This is a genomic window from uncultured Microbacterium sp. (assembly GCF_900078385.1).
Taxonomy (GTDB): Bacteria; Actinomycetota; Actinomycetes; order Actinomycetales; family Microbacteriaceae; genus Microbacterium.
In genome coordinates, this window is record NZ_FLQR01000001.1 from 168,183 (window position 1) to 187,767 (window position 19,585).

19 protein-coding genes are annotated in these 19,585 nt (G+C 73.3%); 7 read left to right on the forward strand and 12 right to left on the reverse strand.

Annotated elements, in window-relative coordinates:
• Positions 1–185: 185 nt before the first annotated feature.
• Complete coding sequence (locus tag QZL85_RS00845; protein ID WP_295572453.1) at positions 186–1,262, reverse strand: Glu/Leu/Phe/Val dehydrogenase family protein; 1,077 nt, start codon at positions 1,260–1,262, stop codon at positions 186–188.
• A 160-nt stretch (positions 1,263–1,422) separates the two neighbouring features.
• Here QZL85_RS00845 and QZL85_RS00850 point away from each other — a divergent pair, with 160 nt between their 5' ends.
• On the forward strand, positions 1,423–1,902 hold the full coding sequence (locus QZL85_RS00850) for a YbaK/EbsC family protein (protein ID WP_295572455.1): 480 nt from the start codon (positions 1,423–1,425) through the stop codon (positions 1,900–1,902).
• 6 nt (positions 1,903–1,908) lie between these two features.
• Here the strand turns inward: QZL85_RS00850 and QZL85_RS00855 are convergent, their stop codons facing one another.
• From QZL85_RS00855 to QZL85_RS00875, 5 genes are all read right to left on the reverse strand, one after another.
• On the reverse strand, positions 1,909–2,256 hold the full coding sequence (locus QZL85_RS00855; protein ID WP_295572458.1) for a UBP-type zinc finger domain-containing protein: 348 nt from the start codon (positions 2,254–2,256) through the stop codon (positions 1,909–1,911).
• Between the two features lie 28 nt (positions 2,257–2,284).
• Positions 2,285–3,913, reverse strand: a complete 1,629-nt coding sequence (locus QZL85_RS00860) for a cyclic nucleotide-binding domain-containing thioredoxin-disulfide reductase (protein WP_295572460.1) — start codon at positions 3,911–3,913, stop codon at positions 2,285–2,287.
• A 10-nt stretch (positions 3,914–3,923) separates the two neighbouring features.
• Positions 3,924–5,807, reverse strand: a complete 1,884-nt coding sequence (gene nhaA, locus QZL85_RS00865; RefSeq protein WP_295572462.1) for a Na+/H+ antiporter NhaA — start codon at positions 5,805–5,807, stop codon at positions 3,924–3,926.
• A gap of 88 nt (positions 5,808–5,895) precedes the next feature.
• Complete coding sequence (locus QZL85_RS00870; protein WP_295572464.1) at positions 5,896–7,794, reverse strand: glycogen debranching N-terminal domain-containing protein; 1,899 nt, start codon at positions 7,792–7,794, stop codon at positions 5,896–5,898.
• Entirely contained in the window at positions 7,791–8,609 is an 819-nt protein-coding gene (locus tag QZL85_RS00875; RefSeq protein WP_295573885.1) for a carbohydrate ABC transporter permease, read from the reverse strand. The genes QZL85_RS00870 and QZL85_RS00875 overlap by 4 nt, the downstream gene beginning before the upstream one ends.
• A gap of 118 nt (positions 8,610–8,727) precedes the next feature.
• Between QZL85_RS00875 and QZL85_RS00880 the strand changes: the two genes are divergently transcribed.
• Positions 8,728–9,249 (forward strand): substrate-binding domain-containing protein, encoded by a 522-nt coding sequence (locus QZL85_RS00880; RefSeq protein ID WP_295573888.1) that lies wholly within the window; start codon positions 8,728–8,730, stop codon positions 9,247–9,249.
• Positions 9,250–9,273: 24 nt separating this feature from the next.
• Here QZL85_RS00880 and QZL85_RS00885 read toward each other — a convergent pair whose 3' ends face one another.
• A complete protein-coding gene (locus tag QZL85_RS00885; RefSeq protein WP_295572466.1) occupies positions 9,274–10,077 on the reverse strand; it encodes an IclR family transcriptional regulator in 804 nt (267 codons plus the stop codon).
• Between the two features lie 34 nt (positions 10,078–10,111).
• Between QZL85_RS00885 and hutH the strand changes: the two genes are divergently transcribed.
• Genes hutH through hutI form a run of 3 tightly spaced genes read left to right on the forward strand, consistent with a single transcriptional unit; the run spans position 10,112 to position 14,573 of the window.
• On the forward strand, positions 10,112–11,710 hold the full coding sequence (hutH, locus tag QZL85_RS00890; RefSeq protein WP_295572469.1) for a histidine ammonia-lyase: 1,599 nt from the start codon (positions 10,112–10,114) through the stop codon (positions 11,708–11,710).
• Between the two features lie 14 nt (positions 11,711–11,724).
• On the forward strand, positions 11,725–13,383 hold the full coding sequence (gene hutU, locus QZL85_RS00895) for a urocanate hydratase (protein WP_295572471.1): 1,659 nt from the start codon (positions 11,725–11,727) through the stop codon (positions 13,381–13,383).
• Entirely contained in the window at positions 13,380–14,573 is a 1,194-nt protein-coding gene (gene hutI, locus QZL85_RS00900; RefSeq protein WP_295572474.1) for an imidazolonepropionase, read from the forward strand. Before hutU ends, hutI begins: the two co-directional genes overlap by 4 nt.
• Positions 14,574–14,580: 7 nt before the next feature.
• Here the strand turns inward: hutI and QZL85_RS00905 are convergent, their stop codons facing one another.
• From QZL85_RS00905 to QZL85_RS00920, 4 genes are read right to left on the reverse strand one after another with little or no spacing between them, the layout of a single operon-like run.
• Positions 14,581–15,051: a histidine phosphatase family protein gene (locus QZL85_RS00905; RefSeq protein ID WP_295572476.1), complete on the reverse strand. Its 471-nt coding sequence runs from the start codon at positions 15,049–15,051 to the stop codon at positions 14,581–14,583.
• Positions 15,048–15,965 carry an arginase family protein gene (locus tag QZL85_RS00910; RefSeq protein WP_295572479.1) on the reverse strand — a complete coding sequence of 306 codons (918 nt, stop codon included), beginning with the start codon at positions 15,963–15,965 and terminating at the stop codon, positions 15,048–15,050. The genes QZL85_RS00905 and QZL85_RS00910 overlap by 4 nt, the downstream gene beginning before the upstream one ends.
• On the reverse strand, positions 15,962–16,309 hold the full coding sequence (locus QZL85_RS00915; protein WP_295572480.1) for a gamma-glutamylcyclotransferase family protein: 348 nt from the start codon (positions 16,307–16,309) through the stop codon (positions 15,962–15,964). The genes QZL85_RS00910 and QZL85_RS00915 overlap by 4 nt, the downstream gene beginning before the upstream one ends.
• 32 nt (positions 16,310–16,341) lie before the next feature.
• Entirely contained in the window at positions 16,342–17,613 is a 1,272-nt protein-coding gene (locus tag QZL85_RS00920; protein ID WP_295572482.1) for a DUF445 domain-containing protein, read from the reverse strand.
• A gap of 34 nt (positions 17,614–17,647) precedes the next feature.
• Here QZL85_RS00920 and QZL85_RS00925 point away from each other — a divergent pair, with 34 nt between their 5' ends.
• Entirely contained in the window at positions 17,648–17,920 is a 273-nt protein-coding gene (locus tag QZL85_RS00925; RefSeq protein ID WP_295572485.1) for a metal-sensitive transcriptional regulator, read from the forward strand.
• Positions 17,921–17,936: 16 nt separating this feature from the next.
• Here the strand turns inward: QZL85_RS00925 and QZL85_RS00930 are convergent, their stop codons facing one another.
• A complete protein-coding gene (locus QZL85_RS00930) occupies positions 17,937–19,109 on the reverse strand; it encodes an acyl-CoA dehydrogenase family protein (RefSeq protein WP_295572487.1) in 1,173 nt (390 codons plus the stop codon).
• Between the two features lie 54 nt (positions 19,110–19,163).
• Between QZL85_RS00930 and QZL85_RS00935 the strand changes: the two genes are divergently transcribed.
• Positions 19,164–19,568: a pilus assembly protein CpaE gene (locus QZL85_RS00935; RefSeq protein ID WP_295572490.1), complete on the forward strand. Its 405-nt coding sequence runs from the start codon at positions 19,164–19,166 to the stop codon at positions 19,566–19,568.
• Positions 19,569–19,585 lie beyond the last annotated feature (17 nt).

The window sequence follows — 19,585 nt, forward strand, 5'->3', positions numbered from 1 at the left end:
ACGGCGCAAACTGCAGGACGCGGTGTGACGGACGGGGCGCATGAGCCTCGTGAGCCGCATAGGTCACACCCGGTCCTGCAGATCGCACGAGCGGCACCGGGTCCCCGCGGCGGGGTCCGCCGCGCGGGGGCGTAGCGCGCAGGGCGGCGGCCCCCCGACCACCGCCCTGCGCTGTCCCCAGTAGGTCAGTGCGCGTGCGCCGGCTCGCGCGTGTCGGTGCCGAGCCGCTGCGCGGCAAGGGACTCCGCGGCCGAGAGCGGCGTGATGCCGCGGGCGTCCGCGTCGTGGAAGATCCGCCGCACCGTGTCGCCGATGCCCGCGACGCGCGCCATGATCTCGTCCCGCGACGCGAGCTGCTTCGCGACGAGGTCGAGGTACAGCACGCCGCCGGCGTTGACGACGAAGTCGGGTGCGTACAGGATGCCGCGCGCGGCGAGGCGCTCGGCGCCGGCGTGCTCGGCGAGCGGGTTGTTCGCCGGACCGCACACGGCCTTCGCGTCGAGGGCGTCGATGACCTCGTCGGTGAGGAGACCGCCGATGCCGGCGGGCACGAAGACGTCGGCCGGGACGTGGTGCTCGGTCCCGGGCTCCGCCCACTGGGCGCCGAGCTCGACGGCGAGGTCGCGCTTGAGCGGGTTCACGTCGGTGACGGTCAGCACGGCGCCCTCCGTCGAGAGGCGCACGGCGAGGCGGCTGCCGACCTGGCCGAGGCCGGAGATCGTGATGCGGCGGCCGGCGGGGTCGGGCGATCCCGTGACGCGCTCGAGGGTCGCGCGCAGCGCCTCGTACACGCCGAGGCTCGTGGGGCCGGCGGGCTCGCCGGATCCGCCGACGGCGTCGGGGAGCCCGACGACGTGCTCGGTGCGCTCGCTGACGACGAGCATGTCGTCCGTCGTCGAGCCGACGTCCTCGGCCGTGCGGTAGAGGCCCCCGAACGACTCGACGGCGTCGCCGAGGTCGAGGAACGCGGCGCGGCGGCGCGCCGCGTCGAGGACCGTGTCGGGCGGCAGGCAGATGACGGCCTTGCCGCCACCGGCATCCAGCCCCGCGGCCGCGTTCTTCAACGTCATGGCCGCGGACAGGCGGAGGGCGTCGCCGATCGCGTCGCTGTAGTGCGGGTACGTCCACAGGCGGGCCCCGCCGAGCGCGGAGCCCAGGACGGAGGAGTGCAGCGCGACGATGATCACCAGGCCACTGCGTCGACCCGTGATCACCTCCACGCGTTCGTGGGAGAAATCGGGCAAGGGCAGGGTGTGCGTCATCGCGTTCCTTCTTCGGCGGCCTTGTGGGCTCTGCGCTGCGGAGGCCGCGGCGTTGCGGCATCCGCATCCATTGTGCCTCAGCCGAGCCGGAACGTCACGGGCTCTAGGCTGATCGCATGCGCCAGATCGCCCTCCGTCCCGTCGACGCGGCGGTCACCGCATGACCGCCGCGCACCTCCCGACCCGCAGCCGGCTCGTCCACGATGCGCTGCGCGCCGCGGGCATCGCCGGCGAGATCGTCGTGCTGCCGGATGCCGCCTCGACGGCGCCGCTCGCCGCCGCCGCGCTGGGCGTCGAGGTGGGCGCGATCGCCAACAGCCTCGTGTTCTGGTCGGACGGCGGACCCCTCCTCGTCATGACGAGCGGCGCGCACCGCGTCGACACCCGCGCGCTCGCGGAGCGGCTCGGCCGCGGCACGATCGCCCGCGCGAGCGTCGAGCAGGTGCGCGAAGCCACCGGACAGGCGATCGGCGGCGTCGCGCCGACCGGGCACCCGGCGGCGCTCACGACGATCGTCGACGAGGACCTCTCCGCCTACCCGGAGATCTGGGCGGCCGGCGGCACCCCGCACACGGTGTTCCCGCTGACCTTCGACGAGCTCGTGCGCCTCACCGGCGGGACGGTCACGAAAGTCGACTGACGCGCGTCAGCCCCGCTCGAGGATCGCCCGCCAGTCGTACGGGACCCGTCCGCGCGGCCCGGGCGAGGGCTGCGTCTCGGGGCGGCTGAGCGGCGGGGCGAGCGCGGGGCCGTCGACGGTCTCGCCGTCGACGTAGTCCCAGAACCAGTCCTCGCCGGGCTCGAAGCTCTGCATGTACCGGTGTCCCGTGGCGGCGAAGTGCGCGGTCGCGTGACGGCCGAGCGACATGTCGCAGCATCCGATGTGACCGCACTGCGCACACCGTCGCAGGTGCACCCACCAGCCGTCGACGTCGTCGCATTCGGCGCAGCCCGTCCCGGACGGCGGCACGGTCGTGTTGAAGCCCTCGGTCATGGTTTCCTTCCGGAACGGGACGGCTGTGTCAGACGGCCAGGGCGCGGTGCACGGATGCCACGGCGCTCGAGCCTTCGCCGACGGCGGCGGCGACGCGCTTCATCGACCCGCGCCGCACGTCACCGGCGGCGAACACGCGCGGCGTCGAGGTCTCGAACGGGAACGGCTCGCGGCCGAGGCTCTGCCAGCGCTCCAGCGACTGCACGGCGATGTCGGTGCCGGTGCGGATGAATCCCTCCGCGTCGCGGTCGAGGGTCGGGAGCCAGGATGTCGCCGGGTCGGCGCCGATGAAGCAGAAGAGCCCGCGAGCCGAGACATCGCCGACGCTGTCGATCCGCACCGACTCGAGCGACTCCGTCCCGTCCAGTCCCACGACGTTCGCGCCGGTGTGGACGCGGACGCGCGGCTCCTCGCCGAGCCGATCGGCCAGGTAGGACGACATCCGCGTGCGGAGGTCGGTGCCGCGGACCACGAGGTCGACGGCGCAGCCGTTCGCCGCGAGGTAGAGCGCGGCCTGCCCCGCGGAGTTCGCCCCGCCGACGACCACGACGGGGGAGCCCGCCACCTGGCGCAGCTCGAGCGGCGTGGCGGCGTAGTAGATGCCGGCGCGCTCGAAGTCCTCCCAGCGCTCCAGATCGAGGCTGCGGTAGGCGGCGCCGGAGGTGATGATCGCGCTCCGCGCGCGGATGATGCGGCCGTCGGAGAGGGTGACGTCGAGGTCACGGCCGACCGGCTCGAGCGCGGTGGCCTCGCACGGCGCGTAGACGCGGACGCCGAACTTGAGCGCCTGCAGCGTCGCCTGCCCGATGAGATCGGCGCCGCTCACGCCGAACGGGAACCCGAGGAAGTTCTCGATGCGCGACGTCGACGCAGCCTGCCCGCCCGGGGCGACGGCATCCAGGAGCACCGTGCTCAGCCCCTCGGATGCGCCGTAGATCGCCGCGGCGAGGCCCGCCGGACCACCGCCGACGACGACGAGGTCGACGACCTCATCGGCCTGGGCCTGATAGCTGAGACCCAGCTGCTCGGCGACGATACCGGGCGTCGCGCGACGGATCGGCTCGCCCTGGATGAAGGCGACCGGCAGGTCGGCGACGGTCAGGTCGTGGCCCGCGAGCGTGCCGAGCTCGCCCGGCGGGAGGGCGACGGCGGCGTGCACGAGGTCGAGGCGCTCGGCGAACCTGCGGAGGGCGAGGAACTCGCTCGAGGCCGTGGACCCGACGAACTTCAGCGTCATGGCCGCGGGGCCGCTCCGCAGCGACTCGCGGCGCGCCCACAGCGCGTGCAGGATCAGGTCGCAGAGGTCGTCGTCCTCGTTCATGACCTCGCGGAGCTGCGCGCGCGACACGCGGATGACACGGCCCGCCTTCGTGACGCGGGCCGTGAGGAACGCGCTCTGGCCGTTGAGGATGCCGAGCTCCCCGGCGAACGTGCGGGGGCCCATCGTCGTGATGACGGCCTCGCCGATCCAGCGCAGCGCGTCGCGGACGATGTCGACCGCGCCGGACTCGATGAGGATGAGGTCGTAGTCCGACTCGCCCGCATGGAAGGCGACGTCGCCGGGCTCCACGTCCTGCGGGGTGCCGGCGCCGGCGAGCCGCGCCCACTGGGCATCGGTGAGCGTCGGTGACATCACCGTGTTCTTCTCAGCATCCATGGCAGACAGGCTAGTGAACCGTGGACACGTCGGGGCCGTCGTCGGCGGTCGCCTGGAGCGCGCGGATGAGCGACTGGGCGTCGTAGGGACCGGTGTGGCGACGTCCGTTCACGAAGAACGTGGGGACGGACGTGATGGACATGGCCTCGGCATCGAACATGTCGTCGCGGACGCGCGAGGCGACCTCGGGGGAGACGAGGTCGCGCTCGAACTTCGCGACGTCGAGGCCGAGCGTCTGGGCCAGCCGGATGATGTCGGTGGGGCGCTGGTTGTCCTGGTCGGCGAACAGGCCCCGCTCGAACTCGAAGAAGTGGCCCTGCATGGCGGCCGCCTCCGACGCCTCCGCGCCGGCGAGCGCGTTCGGGTGCTGCTGGACGAGCGGGGCGTGCCGCCACACGTAGCGCAGCCGGTCGCCGAGCTCGTCGTGGACCTCCTGGATGGAGCCGGATGCCTTGAGGCAGAAGCCGCACTGGAAGTCGCCGTACTCGACGATCGTGTACGGCGCGTCGACGGGGCCCCACACGTGGTCGCGGGCGGGGTCGACGGGACGCACGAGGGTCTGTCCCGTGTTCAGGTCGGGCCGGAGGGCATCGGAGATGCGGAACACGATCGTCGCGATGACGAAGGCGATGACGGAGGCGGCGAGGACGCCGACGCGGGCCTCGTTCTGCGCCGCCGCATCGTCGATCGCGAGGTCGATGATGAACAGCGAGATCGTGAAGCCGATACCGCAGAGCGCCCCGCCGCCGGCGATGCGGTCCAGCGTCAGGCCGGGTCCGAACTCGCCGACGCGCAGGAGCCGCAACACGCTCGTGGACCCGAGGACGCCGATGAGCTTGCCGACGACGAGACCGATGACGATGCCCCAGGTGAGGGAGGACTGCGCGGCGGCCGCGAGGATCTCGGGGCTCAGCACCACCCCGGCGTTCGCCAGCGCGAACAAGGGGAGGATGACGTACGCGACGTACGGCGCGTAGGCCGACTGCAGCCGCTCGTTGATGGAGATGGATTCGCGGAGGCTGTTGGCCGCGGCCCGCGCGTACTCGGAGCTCGGCGACTGGCGGAACGTGCGGGCCAGCTCGAGCGCGTGCTCGACGTCGCGGCGGTCGGGCCGGTAGACCGGCACGAGGAGGGCGATCGCGACGCCCGCGAGCGTCGGGTGGACACCGGATGCCAGGAACGCGAACCACACGATGATCGCCAGGGTCGCGTACACCGGGCCGCGCCCGCTGCGGAGGTATCGGGTCGCCCACACGCCCGCGAGCCCGACCGCGGCGACGATGAGCGGGACCGGTGTGAAGTCCGCGGTGTAGACGAGGGCGATGATGCTGAGCGCGCCGATGTCGTCGACGACGGCGAGGGCGAGGAGGAAGACGCGCAGACGTCCGGGCACCCGCGGGCCGATGAGGGCGAGCGCGCCGACGAGGAACGCGGTGTCGGTGGAGATCACGACGCCCCACGCGGCGGCGTGACCGGACGGCGCGGCGATCAGGACGAACAGGAGCGCAGGCAGGGCGAGCCCCGCGATCGCCGCGATCACCGGGACCATGGCGCGGGACCAGCTCGTGAGCTCGCCGATCGCGAACTCGCGACGCACTTCGAGCCCGACGGTGAAGAAGAAGACGGCCATGAGCGCATCGTTGACGAGGGCGTGCAGGGTGAAGTCGAGCTGGATGTCGCCGAGCCCGACCGTCATGTGCGTCTCCCAGAACGCGGCGTACGACCCGGTCGACAGGTTCGCCCACAGGATGGCGGCGGCCGTCGCGACGAGGAGGAGGAGCGCGCCGATGCGGTTCTGGCCCATCGCGGAGATGCGGGCGGCGATCGAGGGCCGCCTGCCTTCGCTGCTGTGCGTGCGGGAGCTCGGCTGCTCGAGGATCGACAGTTCCGTCATACGAGGGGGAACCCTTCGGGAGGCGTCGGGATTCCGCCCAGTTTCCACCCGTGGCGACGCGGACCGCAACGCCGGGGAGCGGGGAGGTTCAGCGCTGCGTGATCGCGAGGCACGCGATCGCGGCGGCCGCCGACCAGGCCTGCGGGCGGCAGGCGGCCGGGTAGGGGGCCGGAGCCGGGGTGCGCTCGGCCGGATCCCCGGCGTGCAGCTCCGGCATCCGGAACCCGAACGCCTCCGCGGCGGCGAGGAGCCCTGCCACGAGGATGTCCGCATCCTCGTGCAGCCCGGCGCGCGCCATGCCGTGCGCGACGATCGCGGTGTCGTGGGCCCACACGCTGCCGCCGTGATAGCTGAGGGGCCAGTAGCCGGCGGCGCCGGTCGACATCGTGCGCAGTCCGAACCCGGAGCTCATGGTCGGTCCGACGAGCAGGCGCGCGACGCCTGTCTCCTGCTCAGGGTCGAGGATGCCGGTGCCGAGCAGATGCCCGATGTTCGAGGTGAGGGTGTCGACGCCGCGACCGTCACGGTCCAGCGCGATCGCGGGATAGGTGCCCTCGTCGGTCGTGACCCAGAAGCGCTCCTGGAAGCGGGCGCGCAGCGCATCGGCCCAGCGGCGGATGTCGTCCGCGCCGTCGCGTCCGAACCGCTCGAGGAGATCGGCGCCCGCGTACGCGGCCTCATAGGCGTAGCCCTGCACTTCGCAGAGCGCGATGGGTCCTTCGGCGAGCTCGCCGGTGCGCCACTGGATCGAGTCGCCCGAGTCCTTCCAGCCCTGGTTGGACAGGCCCCGTCCGGTCTCGTCGACATACTCGAGGAAGCCGTCCTCGCCCGCGCCGGCGCGCATCCACCCGAGGGCGGCCTCCAGCGCCGGGAGCAGGTCCCGCACCTCGTCCTCGGACATCCCGGCGGCCGCCGCGTCGCCGAGGAGGCACACCCACAGCGGCGTCGCGTCGACGGTCCCGTAGTACCGCGGGGGCAGGACGATCCCCTCGCCGGGCATGCGCAGCTCTCCGGCGCGCAGCTCGTGCAGGATCTTCCCGGGCTCCTCCGCCGTGTCCGGATCGGCGGCGGTGCCCTGCAGGCGCGCGAGCACGCGCAGGGTGGATGCCGCCGTCGCGACGTCGACGGGGAGGAGGAGGCGGGCGGCCCACAGCGAGTCGCGGCCGAACAGGGTGAGGAACCACGGGGTGCCGGCGGCGAGGAACTCGTCGTCGGGGTGCCCGGGCAGTGTGAGGCGCAGCGCGTCGAGGTCGGAGAGGGCGCGGCGCACCCACCGCGCGAGGCGCGGGTCGGCGCCCGACGCGGGCGCGGCGTCCGCCCACGGGGCGCGTGCGGCCGCGCCGCGGACGACGAGCGAGGGGTCGTCCAGGGTCGCCGACCATGTCACCTGCACCTCGCCGCGGGCCGGGCAGGTCAGCATCCACTCGAGCGTGACGTCGGCGTCGGCGGCCACGCGGGCGTCCGGCGCGCTGACGCGCATGCGCGCTCCGCCGCCGTCGATGTCGATGGCGCCTGCGTCCGACCCGCGCGTGGCCGTCCACGTCGCGGTCGGCGGCGTGCCGGCCTTCACCTCCTGGAGCGGCGCGAAGTCGGGTGTGAGGCGGAGGCGCAGCCGCAGCTCGACCGGCTCGGACAGGTGCGAGCTGACGGTGAGGCGCTCGTCGAGGCCGCCGTCGGTGACCGTCCGCACGCGTTCCAGGCGCACTTTGGGGTCGGGCCAGTCGTCGTCGACCCCGCGGAGGACGGCATCGAAGGAGACCTCGGATGCGCTGTGCTCCGCCACGGAGATCCACTCCGGGGCGATGTCGGGCTCGGCACCGGCCGGCCCGTAGGTGAGCGCGGTCGCCCGCACGAACCGGGTGTCGCCGTGATAGAGCCCGTCGATCGCATGAGCGCCGATCTCGCCGCTCCGCCCCGACCATACCTGCGTCGGAGCGCGCAGCGCGACGATGCCGTCGGAGAGGAACGGCTGCAGTCCCTCGGTCATCCCTTGACCGCCCCCTCGGCGGTGGTCATGATGCGTTTCTGGAAGACGAAGAACATCACGGCGACCGGGATCGTCATGATGGCGGCCGCGGCGAGCTTGAGCGGGTACTGCGTGCCCGAGCTCAGCTGTCCGGAGGCGAGGCTCGCGACGCCCTTCGTGAGGGTCGTGAGCTCCGGCGACTGCGTCGAGACGATGAAGTGGTTCAGCTCGTTCCACGATCCCTGGAACGACAGGATGATGATCGTGATGAGCGCGGGCCGGGCCATCGGCAGCACGACCGACCAGAACACGCGGAACGCGCCGGCCCCGTCGATGCGCGCCTGCTCCTCGACGGACACCGGGATCGACTCGAAGAAGTTCTTCATGATGAACACTCCCGCCGCGTCCACGAGGAGCGGGAGGATCATGCCCGCATAGGAGTCGTACAGCCCCACCTGATTCAGGACGAGGAACCGGGGGATGAGGAGCACGACGCTCGGGACGGCCATCACCCCCACGACGAGGGCGAAGACGAGCCCTCGCCCGCGGAAGGTGAGGCGCGCGAGCGCGTACCCCGCGAGCGACACGAAGAACACCCGGCCGAGCGTCACGAACAGCGTGACGACCGCCGAGTTGAGGAACCACAGCGGGAAGTCGCTGTTGAGGAACAGGCGCTCGTACGCGGCGACGGTGAACGTTTGCGGCAGCAGCGAGATCGGGTTCGACGCGGCCTCCTGCTCGCTCTTGAACGAGGTCGCGACCTGTACGAGGAACGGGTAGATGTACACGAGCGCGAGCACGACGAGCAGGCCGTACAGCACCACCTGCCCGGCGATGCCCTTCTTCGTCCACTGGCGGCGGCGCGTCGCGGTCGGTGCGGTGGGCTCGGCCGCCGCGATCCTCGTGGCGGCGGGCTGGACGGTGTCGGTCACGGCCGGACCCCCTTGACCTGGTATTCGGCCGCGCGGCGACGCGAGACCGGCGCGCGCCGCGACCGAGCACGCGCGGCAGCATGCGGGAGGGCGGGTCGCCTTCCTCGGCTGGCCGGCCGGGTCGGGCACGGGGGATGACCGCGAGCGCGGCTGGCGGGAGGCGATGCGGGCCGGCGGCGCGACCGATGCCGAACTCGCCGCGCTGCGCCTGACCGTCCCGGAGAGCGTCGCGAAGGCGCGCGCCGCGACCACCGCGTTCCTGAAGCGGGACGGCGTCGACGCGATCGTCTGCGTGAGCGACTCGCTCGCGGTCGGTGCGCACGTCGCGGCCGTCGGCGCCCAGCGCGCCGACCTGCTCGTCATCGGATTCGACAACACGCCGGCGGCCGAGGCGCTGGGGCTGTCGAGCATCGAGCAGCTGCCCGAGGAGGTGGCAGTCGGGACGCTCGATCTGCTCACCGTCGGCGGCTCGCTCATCGGCAACCGGGCCCTCGAGGCCGGGCAGGCCCACGTCCTCGTCCGGCCGCGCCTCGTCGTGCGCTGAGGGCGGCGGGGACGCAGCGCCCGGTCAGCGGCCGCCGATCCGCCGCTCGAGCTCGCGCGCCGCGTCGCGGGCGAGCTGCGCCAGCTCCGCGGCATCCCGATCCGCGTCGCCCGGCCACGTGACGGCGATGGCCGCCGCCGGCCAGCCCGTGTGATCGCGCACCGCGACGCCGACCGAGCGGAGGCCCAGCGTGACCTCGCCGTCCTCTTCGGCGACGCCGTCCGCCCGCACGGCGCGGAGCACATCGCGCAGCTCCCGCGGGCGCCGCGGTCCGCGGCCGGTGCGATCGGCGAAGGCCGCGGCATCCGGGTACAGCGCCCGCACCTGCCCCGCGGGCAGGAGGGCCAGCATCGCGCGGCCCGTGGCCGTCAGGTGCGCGGGGAGCCGCACGCCGACGTCGGTCACGAGCGCGGGACGGCGCGGCGCGCGCTCCTCCACGATGTACAGCACGTCGCGCCCCGTCATGACCGCGAGGTGCGCGCTCTCGCCGGCGCGGTCGGCGAGTCCGGCGACGAGCGGGCGGCCGAGACGGGCGAGCGGATCCTGCCGCGCGTAGCCGCCCGCGAGCTCGAAGGCCGCGGTGCCGAGTCCCCAGCGCCGCTCCGCCTCGAGGTGCACGACGTAGCCGTGCCCGGCCATCGCGTGCAGCAGGTGGTAGACGGTGGACCGGGGGATGCGCAGCGCCGTCGCGACGGTCTGCGCCGCGACCGGTCCGCGCTGGCGCGCGAGGAACGTCAGCACCCGCAGGGTCTGGTCGGCTGCCGGGACCTGGGGCCTCGCGTGCGGCGTCACGTCTGGGATCACAGACACAGGATGCCACGGGAGCATGGCGCTGTGGGCGCCGCGGGGGTGGAATCAGAGCATGACCGCCGCACCCGTCTCGGAGACCGCCACCCACCGCACGGCGAGTCCGCGCGTGCGCATCGGGCCGGGCGCGCCGCTCACCCCCGCCGACGTGGTCGCGGTGGCTCGCGCCGACGCCCGCATCGCCGTGGATGAGGCCGCGCTCACCCGGGTGGCCACCTCGCGCGCCCTCGTCGAGCGTCTCGCCGACGACCCCGAGCCGCATTACGGCATCTCGACCGGCTTCGGCGCGCTCGCGACGACCTTCATCGCCCCCGAGCGCCGCCGCCAGCTGCAGGCCAGCCTCATCCGATCGCACGCGGCCGGCACCGGCACGGAGGTCGAGCGCGAGGTCATCCGCGCCCTCCAGCTCCTCCGCCTGCAGACTCTCGCGTCGGGCCGTACGGGAGTGCGCCCGGTCGTCGTGGAGACGTATGCGGCGATGCTCGACGCCGGCATCACCCCGATCGTCCGCGAGTACGGCTCGCTCGGCTGCTCGGGCGACCTCGCGCCCCTCTCGCACGTCGCGCTCGCCGCCATGGGGGAAGGCGAGGTCCGCGACGCGACCGGTGCCGTGGTCCCGGCGGCCGACGCGCTCGCCGCCGCCGGCATCGCACCGCTCGTGCTGGAGGAGAAGGAAGGCCTCGCCCTCATCAACGGCACCGACGGGATGCTGGGGATGCTGCTCCTCGCGGTGCACGACCTCGACGTGCTCCTGGCCACCGCCGACCTCGCCGCCGCCCTGTCGATCGAGAGCCAGCTGGGCACCGACGCCGTCTTCGCCGCCGACCTCATGGCCCTGCGCCCGCAGGTCGGCCAGGCCGCGTCGGCCGCGAACCTGCGTGCGTTCCTCGCCGGGTCGCCGATCGTCGCGAGCCACCGCGACCCCGCGGTCTGCACCCGCGTGCAGGATGCGTACTCCCTCCGCTGCACGCCGCAGGTGCACGGCGCGGCGCGGGACACCCTCGACCACGCGCGGATGATCGCCGAGCGGGAGCTGGCATCCACGGTCGACAACCCCGTCCTCACCGACGACGGCCGGGTGGAGTCCAACGGCAACTTCCACGGCGCGCCCGTCGGCTACGTGCTCGACTTCCTCGCGATCGCGGTCGCCGACGTTGCCTCCATCTCCGAACGCCGCACCGACCGGGCCCTCGACCGCACCCGCAGCCACGGCCTGCCGCCGTTCCTCGCCGACGAGGCGGGCGTCGACTCGGGCCTCATGATCGCGCAGTATGCCGCGGCCGGCATCGTCTCGGAGCTCAAGCGGCTCGCCGTCCCGGCATCCGTCGACTCCATCCCGTCCTCCGCGATGCAGGAGGACCACGTCTCGATGGGGTGGGCGGCTGCGCGGAAGCTCCGCCGCGCCGTCGACGGGCTCGCACGGGTGCTCGCGATCGAGATCGTGACGGGATGCCGTGCGCTCGACCTCCGCGCGCCGCTCCAGCCGGGCGCCGTGACCGGCGCCGTGCGCGCCCTCGTCCGCACCGTCGTCGACGGCCCGGGCCCGGACCGGTTCGTCTCACCGGAGATCGAGGCCGTCACCGAGCTCGTGCTCTCCGGACGGATCGCACGCACCGCGGCCGACGCCGCCGGCTTCGAAGAGAACACCCGATGACACAGGGGGATGCCATGACCGCAGGCCACGAGCGGGGACCCGTGCGCGCCGCGCGCGGCGCCGAGCGGACCGCGAAGAGCTGGGGTGCGGAAGCCGCCAAGCGCATGCTCATGAACAACCTCGATCCCGAGGTCGCCGAGCACCCCGAAGACCTCGTCGTCTACGGCGGCACGGGCAAGGCCGCGCGGTCGTGGGCGGCGTACGACGCGATCGTCCGCACCCTCGACGAGCTCGAACCCGATGAGACGCTGCTCGTGCAGTCCGGCAAGCCCGTCGGCGTCTTCCGCACGCACGAGTGGGCCCCGCGGGTCCTCATCGCCAACTCGAACCTCGTGGGCGACTGGGCGACGTGGCCGGAGTTCCGCCGGCTCGAGGCGCTCGGTCTCACGATGTACGGGCAGATGACCGCGGGGTCGTGGATCTACATCGGCACGCAGGGCATCCTGCAGGGCACGTACGAGACCTTCGCCGCCGTCGCCCGCTCGCTCGGCCGCGCGTCGCTCGCCGGCACCCTGACCCTCACCGGCGGGGCCGGTGGCATGGGCGGCGCGCAGCCGCTCGCCGTCACGATGAACGACGGTGCCGTGCTCATCGTCGACGTCGACGCGTCGCGCCTCGAGCGCCGCGTCGCGCACGGCTACCTCGACGAGGTGGCGCCCGACCTCGACACCGCCCTCGCGCGCGCCGTCGCGGCGAAGGACGCCGGGCAGGCGCGGTCGATCGGCGTCGTCGGCAACGCGGCCGAGGTGTTCCCCGAGCTCCTGCGCCGCGGCGCGCCCATCGACATCGTCACGGATCAGACGAGCGCGCACGACCCGCTCTCGTACCTCCCGATGGGTATGCCGTTCGAGGAATGGAAGGGCGAGGCCGCCCGCGACCCCGAGGGCTTCACCGAACGCGCGCGCGCGTCGATGGCGCAGCACGTCGCCGCGATGGTCGGCTTCCAGGATGCCGGCGCCGCCGTCTTCGACTACGGCAACTCCATCCGTGCCGAGGCGCAGCTCGGCGGCTTCGGCCGGGCGTTCGAGTTCCCCGGCTTCGTCCCGGCGTACATCCGGCCCCAGTTCGCCGAGGGCCGCGGCCCGTTCCGCTGGGTCGCGCTCTCCGGGGATCCCGAAGACATCCGCCGCACCGACGAGGCGATCAAGGCGCTGTTCCCGGACGATGCCGGACTGGTCCGCTGGCTCGACAAGGCCGCGGAGAAGGTCCACTTCGAAGGGCTCCCGGCGCGCATCTGCTGGCTCGGCTACAAGGAGCGCCATCTCGCGGGCCTGACCTTCAACGAGATGGTCGCCTCCGGCGAGCTGAGCGGCCCGATCGTCATCGGCCGCGACCACCTCGACGCCGGGTCGGTGGCGAGCCCCTACCGGGAGACGGAGGCGATGGCGGACGGGTCGGACGCCATCGCGGACTGGCCGCTGCTCAATGCGCTGCTGAACACGGCCTCCGGCGCGTCGTGGGTCTCGATCCACCACGGTGGCGGTGTCGGGATCGGCCGCTCCATCCATGCGGGGCAGGTGACCGTCGCCGACGGGACGCCGCTCGCCGCCGAGAAGCTCGAGCGCGTCCTCACGAACGATCCCGGCACGGGCGTCATGCGGCATGTGGACGCCGGCTACGAACGCGCCCGCGAGGTCGCCCGCGAGCGCGGCCTGATCGTGCCGATGCCATGACCGACGCCCTGCTGCTGACCGGCATCGCCGAGCTCACGACCAACACGCCCCGCCCGGGCGACCCGACCGGGACGATCACGCGGGCCGCGGTCCTCGTCGTCGACGGCCGGGTCGCGTGGGCCGGACCCGGCGCCGACGCGCACGGCGCCGTCGCGGCGCACGACGCGGGCGCCGCGGTCGTCGTCGAGGACGTCGACGGCCGGGCGGTCATCCCCGGGTTCGTCGACGCGCACACCCACCTCGTGTTCGGCGGCGACCGCGCCGACGAGTTCGAGGCGCGGATGGCGGGGACGCCGTACACGGCCGGCGGCATCCGGCGCACCGTCGCCGCCACCCGCGCGGCGACGGAGGACGAGCTGCGCGCCCGCCTCGCCGGGTTCGTCGCGGAGCTCCACCGCCAGGGCACGACGGCGTTCGAGGTGAAGACCGGGTACGACCTCACCGTCGAGGGCGAGGCACGGCTCGCACGGCTCGCGGCCGAGGTCACCGCGGAGGTCACCTTCCTCGGCGCGCACGTCGTCCCGTCGGAGTTCACCGGCGACCGCGGGGCGTATCTCGCCCTCGTCTGCGGACCCATGCTCGACGCCGTCCGTCCGCATGCGCGCTGGATCGACGTGTTCTGCGAGGAGGGCGCCTTCACACCCGAGGAGACCCGGCGCGTCATCGCCGCGGGCGCCGCGGCCGGCCTGCCGGCGCGCCTCCACGGCAACCAACTCGGCTACGGCGCCGGTGTCCGTCTCGCCGTCGAGGCCGGCGCGGCGTCGGTCGATCACTGCACGTATCTCTCCGACGACGATGTCGCGGCCCTCGCGGGCTCGGACGTCGTCGCGACGCTGCTGCCGGGCGTGGAGTTCTCCACGCGGCACCCGTACCCCGACGCCCGCCGCCTCCTGGACGCCGGCGTGACGGTCGCGCTCGCGAGCGACTGCAATCCGGGCACGAGCTTCACGAGCTCGATGCCGCTCATGATCGCGCTCGCGGTCCGCGAGATGGGGATGACGCCGGCGGAGGCCGTCTGGGCCGCGACCGCCGGCGGGGCGCGGGCGCTGCGCCGCACCGATGTCGGACATCTCGGCGCGGGCGCGCGGGCCGACCTCGTCGTCCTCGATGCGCCGACGCGCGTGCACCTGGCCTACCGGCCGGGCGTCCCGCTCGTGCGCGACGTGTTCGTGGGCGGCGCGCGGGTCTGAGCCGCCCTCAGCGCGGGCTGTCGAACTCCCATGCGTCCGGGTCGGTCGCCGTCGCGACATCCCAGTCATCCGTCTGCCAGGTGAACAGGGCGACGGCGCACGTGGGCATGTGACCGATGCCCCCGCCGGACAGCCGCTCGGCGAGGACCGTCATCCCGGGGTCGTGCGCGACCACGAGGACGGCCGGCGATCGCTCGGCGGCGGCCGTCTGCAGCAGCACGGAGGCGGGAGCCCCGTAGAGCTCGGGGTCGGTCCGCAGCGGCGCGCCGAGCTCGGCGGCGAAGGCCTGTGCCGTCGTGTGGGCGCGCAGCGCGGTCGAGGCGAGGATCGCATCCAGACGGATGCCGGTGGCCGCGAGCCGCCGCGCCATCCGTGGCGCGTCCGCGCGGCCGCGGTCGTTGAGCGGCCGGTCGTGGTCGTCGAGGTCGGGACGGCCCCAATCGCTCTTGGCATGTCGCACGAGCACGAGTGTGGTCACGGTCGCTCCGTCCCGTCGTCCGAGCCGGCGCCGTCCCGCGCCACGAGCCCCGCGAGCAGTTCGAGCACGCACAGCGCGGCAAGGCGCACCGTGCGGCCGTCCGGGGCGTCGGCGGTGGCATCCACCTCGACGATGTCGGCGCTGCCGACCCGGGGGTCGCGTGCCGCGGCGCGCACGAGTGCGCGCAGCTCGAACGCCTGCAGTCCGCCCGGCACCGACGCGGGACATCCCGGGGCGACGGCACGGTCGCAGACGTCGACGTCGATGTCGAGGTGCACGCGGCCGTCGACGCCGGCGATCTCGAGCGCCTCGGCCATGACCTCGGCGGCGCCGCGCCGTCGGACGTGGTCGAGCGGGATCACCGTGATGCCGAGGTCGGCGGCCCGGCGGGCGTAGGCGGCGGAGTTGGCGAAGTCGGCGATGCCGATCTGCACGATGCGCCGCGGGTCGAGACCATCCTCGACGAGCCGGCGGACGGGGGAGCCGTTGGAGACGCCGTCGCGCAGGTCGAAGTGCGCGTCGAGCGTGATGAGTCCTGTCGCTCCGGCGCCCTGGGCGGTCGCGTACGTGATCGAGTTGTCACCGCCGAGGGCGATGACGAGGTCGGCGATCGCGACCAGCTCGCGCACCCGCGCGCGGGCGCTGGCCTCGCCCTCCGGGCCGTCGGGGTCGGCGACGTCGCCGGCGTCGGCGATGCGCAGCGCCTCATCGAGGTCGATCGGCGGCGGACCGAGGAGCGTGGGGCTGTAGCGTCGCAGCGCGTCGCGGACGGCCGCCGGCGTCGCATGCGCGCCGGTCGGGCTCAGCGACGTCCGGAAGGCGGGCAGTCCCAGGAGGACCGCGTCGACCCGCCCGTCGGGCGCGGGCCAGCCACCGGCACGGGGCCAGAGCGGATCGATCGAGAGCACGCTCATGCGGTCAGGTACACCCAGGCCTCGCGACCGCTGCCGAGCGTCACGCGGACGCGGCGGAACATCGCCACCTCGAACTCGTCGGCGGCGACGAACTCCTCCGGCGTCAGCCGCAGCAGCGCGCCGAGCACCTTGTCCCTCGTGTTGCCGGTGGGGCGCAGGTGCGGATGCACGGTGCGGCCGGTCCGGTCGTTGAAGCGGATGTCATCGATCTCGACGTAGTCGACCGTGTACCCCGGAAGGGTGTCGGGCTCGGCGGGCAGCACGCGGCCGAACATGTCCAGCTGCAGCTGCGGATCGCGCAGTTCCGCGTAGCTGAACAGCAGCTCCTCCGGTTCGGCGGCCATGTGCTCAGAGTAGTCCGCGGACCCCGTCATCCCTACCCGAAGAAGGCGTGCGCGAGCGCGAAGATCGCGAGGCCGGCGAGGGCGCCCACGAAGGTGCCGTTGAGGCGGATGTACTGCAGGTCGCGGCCGACCATGAGCTCGATCTTCTCCGTCGTCTCGGCCGGATCCCACTTCTCCACCGTGTCGGTGATGATCGAGGCGATGTCGTGGCGGTAGCGGTCGACGAGGAACACGGCGGCATCCGTCACACGGTCATCGACCCGGCGCTGCAGGGCGGGATCGGTCGCGAGGCGCGCCCCGATCTCGGCGAGCGCGGCGCTCACGCGACGACGGAGCGGGCTCCCCGGGTCATCGAGCGATCGGAGGAGACCGGTCTTGGCGGTGTGCCACGCCTCCGCGGCGAGGGCGCGGACCCGCGGGCTGTCGAAGACGGCGCTCTTGGCGTCCTCGAGGCGGCCGATGGTCTCGGGGTCGTGCTGCAGGTTGTCGGCGAGCCGGACGAGGTAGCCGTCGATCGCCTTGCGCGCAGGGTGCTCCGGGTCGCGCCCGATGGCCGCCGCGAACTTCACGGCCTCGTGGTAGACGGTGTCGTCGACGAGCCGCATCGCGACGGACGGCACCCAGGACGGCAGGCGGCGGGAGACGAGCCCGCTGAAGGACTCGCGGTTGTGCTCGAGCCACGACGAGATGCTGTCGACGCCGAGGTCGACGGCGCCGCGGTGCGCGTCGGCCTCGACGACGCGGGCGAGCCAGCCGCCGACCGTCGGGCCCCACTCCGGGCTCAGCAGGTGCTCGCGGGCGAGGTCGCTGATGAGGTCCTGCACCTCGTCGTCGCTGAGGGCCTGCAGGATGCCGGCGGCCATCGTCGACGCCTCCGCCGCGACGGTCTCGGCGTGCTCGGGCTCGCTCAGCCACTCGCCGGCCTTCGCGGCGATCGCGGTCGACTCGAGCTTGGAGCGGACGACGCCGCCCTCGAGGAAGTTGGTCTCGACGAACTCGCCGAGGGTCCTGCCGATCTCGTCCTTGCGGCGCGGGATGATCGCGGTGTGCGGGATGGGGATCCCGAGCGGATGCCGGAAGAGCGCGGTCACGGCGAACCAGTCGGCCAGCGCGCCGACCATGCCGCCCTCCGCGGCGGCCCGCACGTACGCGAGCCAGGGGTACTGCTCCTCGAGGGCGAACGCGACGACGAAGATCACGGCCATGAGGACGAGCGCGCCGAGGGCGACCCCCTTCATGAAGCGGAGACCCCGGAGCCGCTCCTGGTCCGCGGGGCTCAGGAGGTCCATCGAGGTGCGCGCCATGCCGTCATCCTCGCACGCGTCGTATCCTGGCCGCGTGATCGACGACATCAAGAAGCGCGCCATGCACCGCACCAGCATCCTGGAGGGGCAGCTGCGCGGGCTGGCGAAGATGATCGAGAACGAGGACTACTGCATGGACATCATCGCCCAGTCGCGCGCGGCCCAGAAGGCGCTCGCGTCGCTGGACAAGATGCTCCTGGAGAACCACCTGCGGACGCACGTCACGCACATGTTCGAGGAGGGCGGCCCGCAGCGCGAGCAGGCCGTCGCGGAGCTGCTCAAGGCCTACGACCTGGAAAGCCGCTGACGCCGGCGTCGCCGCCTCAGGAGGCGACCGGCCCGAGCCACGCCGTCGCGACGGTGGAGTGCGCCGACTCCGGGTCGGACGGGTGGAAGAGCCCCGCCAGCACGTCGCGGTACAGCCGGCCGAGTTCGCTCCCGCTGAAGTAGGACGAGCCCCCGGCGACGAGGACCGCCTCGTCGACGACGCGCTTGGCCGTCGTGACGGCGCGGTGCTTCACGCCGCTGAGGAGCGCGAACCACTGTGCGCCGTGGTCGGCCTGCGCGTCGACGTCGCGGCTCAGTGCGGCCAACTGCGGGGGGAGTGCGTCGTAGGAGAGCGCCATCTCGGCGATCCGCCAGCGGATGTCGGGGTCGTCGCTGTACGCCGCGCCGGTCTTCTTCGACGTGCGTTTCTTCGCCGTCGCGACCGCAACCTCGAGCGCGCGACGCGCGATGCCGGTGTAGACGGAGGCGAGCAGCAACTCGAACACGCTGAAGATGCCGAAGACGATCGGGTCGGGGTTCGGACCCGGGGCGACCCGCCGGACCACGCGGTCGGCCGGGGCGATGACGCCGTGCAGCTCGGTGGTGCGCGACTGCGTCCCGCGCATCCCGACGGTGTCCCAGTCGTCGCGGGTCACGACGGCGTCGCTGCGCGGCACGAACGCGTAGACCATCTGCGGGCCGTCCGGCGAGGTCGTGTCCAGGCCGTGCAGGCCCAGCTGCGTCCACACGGGTCCGAGGGAGGTGAAGATCTTCGTGCCGGTGAAGGCGTAGGAGCCGTCCGGCTGGGGCGCGGCCTCCGTGTCGCTGCCGAAGAGGACGAGGTCGTTGCCGGCCTCGCTGATCCCGAAGGCGAAGACCTCCCCGGCCGCGGCACCCTCCTGCACGAACCGGAGGGTCTCGATGCCGCGGTCGGCGAGCACCTTCGCGACGCCGGTCCACACGAGGTGCATGTTGATCGCGAGGGCGGTCGCCGGTGCCGCACCGGCGAGTCGCTGCTGCAGGAGCGACGCCTCCGCGAGCCCCAGTCCCGCTCCGCCGAGCGCCTGCGGGACGAGAATCGCGAGGTACCCGGCATCCTTCAGCTCGGCGAGGTCCTCGTCGGGGAAGACATTGTCGCGGTCGACCTGCGCCGCGCGTCCGCGGAAGCGCTCGAGCAGGTCGTCGGGGAGGAGGGTCGCGGGGTCGAAGGCGGGAGCGGATGCGGTCACTCGAACATTGTCCTCCCGCGCCGGGGTGCCGGCGGCGTGGGGGAGGATGGTCGCATGATCTCGACGGACCTGGCCGTGTCGCTGCGTGAAGCGGGCCTCGTCTGGCGGCCGACCTCGGGCGACCGGTTCCAGCTCGATGAGCCGGAGTTCGAGGCCGACGTCTTCACGGTGAGCGAGATGACGATCGAGCCGCGGAGCTACTCGACCGGGATGATCCTCGCGTTCAACGGCACGACGGAGTGGGCGCTGGACTCCGTGGCCCTCGAGGACGCCCTGTGGCTCCCGCGGGAGGATCAGCTGCGCGAGCTGCTCGGCGGCGCGTTCCGGGCGCTCCGCCGCCTGGCCGACACGCACCGCGTCGAGGTGCAGATCGCGGGACAGCGGCACGAGTTCGACCACCCGCAGCCCGAGGACGCGTACGCGCTCGCGCTGCTCGCCCTGCTGCGACGCGTCGCCTGAGCCGGCCCGCGGCGCCG